Origin of the sequence: Laceyella sediminis (genome assembly GCF_003003125.1) — a bacterium.
GTDB classification, from domain to species: domain Bacteria; phylum Bacillota; class Bacilli; order Thermoactinomycetales; family Thermoactinomycetaceae; genus Laceyella; species Laceyella tengchongensis.
Genome location: NZ_PVTZ01000030.1, coordinates 1 through 4961, shown reverse-complemented (window position 1 = coordinate 4961; position 4961 = coordinate 1). Strand labels below are relative to the sequence as shown.

The following is a 4961-nucleotide window of genomic DNA, read 5'->3' as shown; positions in this document are numbered from 1 at the left end:
CCGCCGAAGGTGGGGCAGATGATTGGGGTGAAGTCGTAACAAGGTATCCCTACCGGAAGGTGGGGATGGATCACCTCCTTTCTAAGGAGCTCTTTTCAGAGCATTATCGATCATTTTCTTGGATCACGTGACACTCACTCTTTAGTTTTCAGGGAATACCAAGCCCCAGCCTAAGGCTGGGGCTTTTTGATTTGCATGGATACGATGCCTGACGGTTGTGATGTTAACCTCGCATGGATAGAAAAAACACGTTTCCTTCGAATGATTGTATGTGCAAGATGAAGAAGGTTGAGAAAGCGTAAGGGACATGTTCATTTTACATAGATAGAAGAGGTGAACTAAATGAATGAAGAACAATTCATGCAATTGATCCAAAAGCATGAACAGTATGCAAACCGAAAACCGCAAGGGTATCGAAACAAAGTGCTTGCTTGGATTTTTTTGGGCTATGCCGTTTTTGGCGGCGCGTTAATTTTGTCTTTGGGCTTGCTGGCGTTTTCGATATTTACATTTATTGAAAAAGGATTTAGTTTTGGCGCCCTTAAACTATTATTGATGACTCTGTCATTATCCTACATCCTGCTTCGCGCGCTTAAGGTGAAAAAATACCAACCTAAGGGTATTGTTTTGTCTCCAGAAGATGCGCCACAGTTGTTTCGCACATTGGATGAGCTGACTACTAAAATGAAAGCACCGCGATTTGATACCGTTATTTTGGACGATAAGTGGAACGCTTCTGTTGTGAGCATATCCAAGTCGATGCTTTTAGGTTCTCGACGGCATGTGTTACATATTGGCTTGCCCATGCTTATTGGTCTCGATGATCAGCAAGTGAAAGCTGTATTGGCGCATGAGATTAGCCATATATCGGGCAAAGATACTAACTTGGGGGCGTGGGTGTACCGTTTGGATCAGCAGTGGAAAGGGTTGGTCCATTATTTTGAACAAGACGAAGAAGAATGGCTGCAAGCGCTGTTCCGCAAATTTATTCAATGGTATTATCCCCGCTTTTATGCCTTAACTTTTGTAATGCGTCGTCAACAAGAGTATATTGCTGATGCCAATGCGGCCAAAGCGACTTCAGCGCAAGTGATGGCCGAATGCCTGGTGATGAATCATACGGGCGGACGGTATTTTTATCGGGAGTTTGTGCCGGCGGTGTTGGAAGAAGCTGAGCAAAACAACGAAGAACCACAGCCGCTGACCCGGCTGTATGAACTCATGGCAAACATGGATGAGAAGCGGGAGAAGTTTGAGGAATATATGCAGAAAGCATTGGCGGAAAAGACCGGGTATTCCGATTCTCATCCTTCGCTCACTGACCGATTGAATGCATTACGGTGCCAACCGATGTTGCCGAACTTGCGCAATCAGGCCGTTGATGTCTATTTGAAGAATGGCGCCGAGTGGGTGAGCAAGGTGGAGGAATTCCTCAATCTGATGGAAGTGACTGGTGAACTCACCAACTTTGAAGAGGCTTATGCATATGCCAAACAAGTGAAGCAACAACTGAAAGAGGAAGAAGAAAAAGAGTTGGCGCGATATCAGGAGCTAATGAACAAGCCTTCTAAGACGTTGGATGAGCTTTATCAGTTTGCTGATCTCGCTTTTAGCGTAGATAACCCGTTAGAAGGAGTCAAAGTGTTGCGGCAGATCATAAGCACCTATAAAAATCCTGCTGACACGGCCCCTGCATTTTTTAAATTGGGTAAAATCCAGCTGGCTATCGATGAAGTGGAACAAGGGGTGCAACTGCTTGAGGTAGCCGCACACAACGATTATCGATTGCGCTGGGAAGTATATGATTGTTTAAGAGATTTTTTTGCAGAGCGGGGGGATGAGAAAAAAGCGACCAAATATGAAAGAAAGCTAGAGCGCTGGGAAGAACTTCTGTCATTGTCTGATGAGGAGTGTGAAGAGGATTTTGACGGGGAAGAGGAATTACTTCCACATGGACTCTCGTCCGAGACGCTTGAAAAAATCAGAGAGGATTTAGAAAGTGTGCCGCAGATCGGTGCGGTTTATATCGCAAGGCGCGACATGTCATATATTCCGCAACGGGCTTGTTAATTATTGCCGTTGAGCCCCTGACTCCCCTCAATGATGAAGAAAGCGAAGCGCTTAGCGACCAAATCGATGAAATGTTGGAGCATTGGATTGGTGATGACTATTACCATCTTTATGTCTTGGAGGAGCAAGATTTGTTAGAGCCTTTCATTGAAGCGCCCCATGCTTGTGTGTATCGTGCAAAGGCGTATCAGAAATAGGATTGCCGTTAGTCCGGCTACCCTTGGGGGGGCCGGGCTTTCTTTTTGTGCATCAGGCTTGAACGTGACGATTATAGACTGAGTTTTGTGAGTTTAAATGACAAGACTGACCCAGGGCATGCCGTTTTATGATATATTTTGGTTGAGCCTGTTTTGGGTTTGGTCAAATCTGCTTTATAAAGGGTGAAATTATCATATATGTTCAAGCCAATTTTTGAAGAACGATCGTCGATGAGTGAACGAATTATTTCGCAGATTATGGATGCCATTGTAAAAGGAGAAGTGAAGCCGGGGGAGCGGTTGCCGACGGAACGGGATCTGGCTACTTTGTTCCAAGTCAGCCGCACCGTGGTTCGTGATGCGATCAAAACGCTGGCCGGCCGTAACATTTTGCATGTGAAGCATGGGAAGGGCATCTTTGTGGCCAACATTCAACCGACAGACATCGAGTCGTTTTCCCAGGCCAATTGGGAGGACGCTGCTGTCCATGATTTATTTGAGATTCGAAAAGTGTTGGAGACGGAAGCAGCAGCCTGGGCGGCAGAGCGGCGACAAGCGCATCATTTGGAGAAGCTGGAATGGATTATCCAGGATGCAAAAGCGCATTCAGATGAACCGGAAGTGTTGGATGAACGGGATGCGCAATTCCACATGGCTATTGCGGAAGCATCATGCAACTTGGTTTTGGTGAAGATCATGCTCTCTTTGCTTGACTTATTGGCCAAAAGCAGACAGGGAAGTTACAGTATTCCTGGACGGTCGTTAGAATCATTGCAAGACCATGAATTGATCATCGAAGCGATCAGGGAACAGGATCGCGAACTTGCCCGTCAACGGATGCTGCAACATCTCGAAGGAGTGGAACAAACGGTCAGCAAACATGGAAACAAAGGGTAGCCATCCCCATCAATGAAATCGCTTCCAATTTGAAGGCGATTAAATTTTCAAAATGGCATTTCTTATGCGTTCGACAAGCTCGGAATGTCTGGAGGATTGATGAGCAACGCCTGGTTTTTCGCCCATGCGACCGGCAACAGGTGCTTTGCTGGTTTCGTCCCAGTGTCCAACAGGTTAAGAATGACCGATAGGGCGGATGGGGCCTAGCAAAAAGGCGATGGTTAAGACCGAGATGAGCATACAGATTCCGCCCAAGGTCAGAGCCGCGGCAAACCCCGCTATTTCGGCGACCAAGCCGGTTAAGATCGGCGAGACGATGGCTGCCGCTGCCCCTGCGGTGTTCATCAATCCCCCCAGTCGACCCGTAAGTTTTTCGGGAGCGATATCCTGAGGGAGAGTCCATAAGATGGCCGCAGACGCCGATTCAGCGGCCATAGCGATGATCAAGAGGATGGCTGCAGTGTGGACAGATTCGACAAAGGCGGCGAAGATGACTGACGCCGCCACCAATTGAGTGATAATCAACAGGAATTTTTTTATTTTTGTTGGAGAGTGTCCTCGGCTGATAAAAAAATCAGATGTCAATCCGGCCAGCGGTTGCGCAATCATCCCGGCAACCCAAGGGATGGTTGCGTAAAAAGCTACGGATGTCAATGAGAGATGACGCTCAGTGACAAAGTACATAGGTAACCAAGTCAAATATAAATAATAAAGGTAATCCTGCAGGAATTTAATGATCAGGATGGCCCATGTGTTGCGGTGTTTTAGCATAATACGAGTGGAGGCCGTGGGTGAGGTTCGTTTTGGAGTCAGTGGAGCATGTTCTTGGTAAGTGGCAAACCATATCAAAACAAAACCCAATCCACCCAACCCCGTTGCCAAAAATGCGCTTTGCCAATCGGGACGGGCATCGCTTCCAAATGTGAGCATCAACCATGCCATCAGCCCTGGTGTCACAGCGTACCCCAAGCGTAATCCGGCCAAATAAATCCCTGTCGCCAAACCGCGCTCGGTTGTGGCAAAATGTTCGCGCACGACTTTGGTTGCAACGGGGAAGTTGGCCGACTCACCGATCCCTACCAACGTTCGACTCACCAGCAACGTACTAACATTGCGGGCTAATCCGGTCATCGCGCAAGCGACGGACCAAAGCGTTGCGGCCCAGCCGTATACTCGCTTGGCCCCGAAGCGATCGACCAACCAACCGGATGGAAGATTACACAACAAGTAAGTCCAGCCGAATGACGAAAGAACCAACCCCATGGTGCTCATATCGAGATGAAGTTCCTGTGCGATATACGGACTGGCAGTTGCCAAACTGGAACGGTCAATCGCGTTAATCAACGTGCCGCTGAAAATCAACAGCAGAATCCACCACTGTTTTCCTGTAAAATGATACTTCATTTGGACACCTCGCGTTCCCCCTGAAACGTGGATGATTGTTTATGAATAACTCTATGCCTTGCATCTGCGTGAAATACTACGTCTTGGGCGAGGTGAAAGTTATTGGTTGAGAAATTAGTATAAAAAAATGTTGTTTTTAAATTGAGTTCGTGATATATTATTCCTTGTCGCCGCGATGCGGTGATCACAAAGATCCGCACCTTGAAAATTAGATATGGAATAAAGCAACGAGGTTAAGAAGGAGATCCTTCTTTGATCGTCGATGTTGCAAGTCACCGAGGAGATACCGAGCGGCATAGATATGCCGAATAAACCTAGTAGGTTAAGCTACTAAGGGCACACGGTGGATGCCTTGGCGCTAGGAGCCGATGAAGGACGGGACGAACTCCGATA

4 protein-coding genes and 2 rRNA genes are annotated in these 4961 nt (G+C 47.3%); 5 read left to right on the top strand and 1 reads right to left on the bottom strand.

The window, feature by feature from the left end; translation table 11 throughout:
* From CLV36_RS16700 to CLV36_RS16685, 4 genes are all read left to right on the top strand, one after another.
* Positions 1–81 (top strand): 16S ribosomal RNA (locus CLV36_RS16700); the annotation flags it as partial.
* A 261-nt stretch (positions 82–342) separates the two neighbouring features.
* The gene (locus CLV36_RS16695; RefSeq protein ID WP_106343396.1) at positions 343–2070 is read left to right on the top strand and encodes a M48 family metallopeptidase; all 1728 of its coding nucleotides are present in this window, start codon (positions 343–345) and stop codon (positions 2068–2070) included.
* Positions 2064–2267: a hypothetical protein gene (locus tag CLV36_RS16690; RefSeq protein ID WP_106343395.1), complete on the top strand. Its 204-nt coding sequence runs from the start codon at positions 2064–2066 to the stop codon at positions 2265–2267. Before CLV36_RS16695 ends, CLV36_RS16690 begins: the two co-directional genes overlap by 7 nt.
* A 198-nt stretch (positions 2268–2465) precedes the next feature.
* On the top strand, positions 2466–3164 hold the full coding sequence (locus CLV36_RS16685; protein WP_106343394.1) for a FadR/GntR family transcriptional regulator: 699 nt from the start codon (positions 2466–2468) through the stop codon (positions 3162–3164).
* Between the two features lie 174 nt (positions 3165–3338).
* On the opposite strand, the gene CLV36_RS16680 is transcribed toward CLV36_RS16685, so the two are convergent.
* Positions 3339–4568: an MFS transporter gene (locus CLV36_RS16680; RefSeq protein WP_106343393.1), complete on the bottom strand. Its 1230-nt coding sequence runs from the start codon at positions 4566–4568 to the stop codon at positions 3339–3341.
* Positions 4569–4888: 320 nt separating this feature from the next.
* Here CLV36_RS16680 and CLV36_RS16675 point away from each other — a divergent pair.
* Positions 4889–4961 (top strand): 23S ribosomal RNA (locus CLV36_RS16675); the annotation flags it as partial.

Bases quoted from the DNA above. Each gene is read 5' to 3' on its own strand.
- CLV36_RS16695 (WP_106343396.1), top strand. From the start codon at position 343: ATGAATGAAGAACAATTCATGCAATTGATCCAAAAGCATGAACAGTAT.
- CLV36_RS16685 (WP_106343394.1), top strand. From the start codon at position 2,466: ATGTTCAAGCCAATTTTTGAAGAACGATCGTCGATGAGTGAACGAATT.
- CLV36_RS16680 (WP_106343393.1), bottom strand. From the start codon at position 4,568: ATGAAGTATCATTTTACAGGAAAACAGTGGTGGATTCTGCTGTTGATT.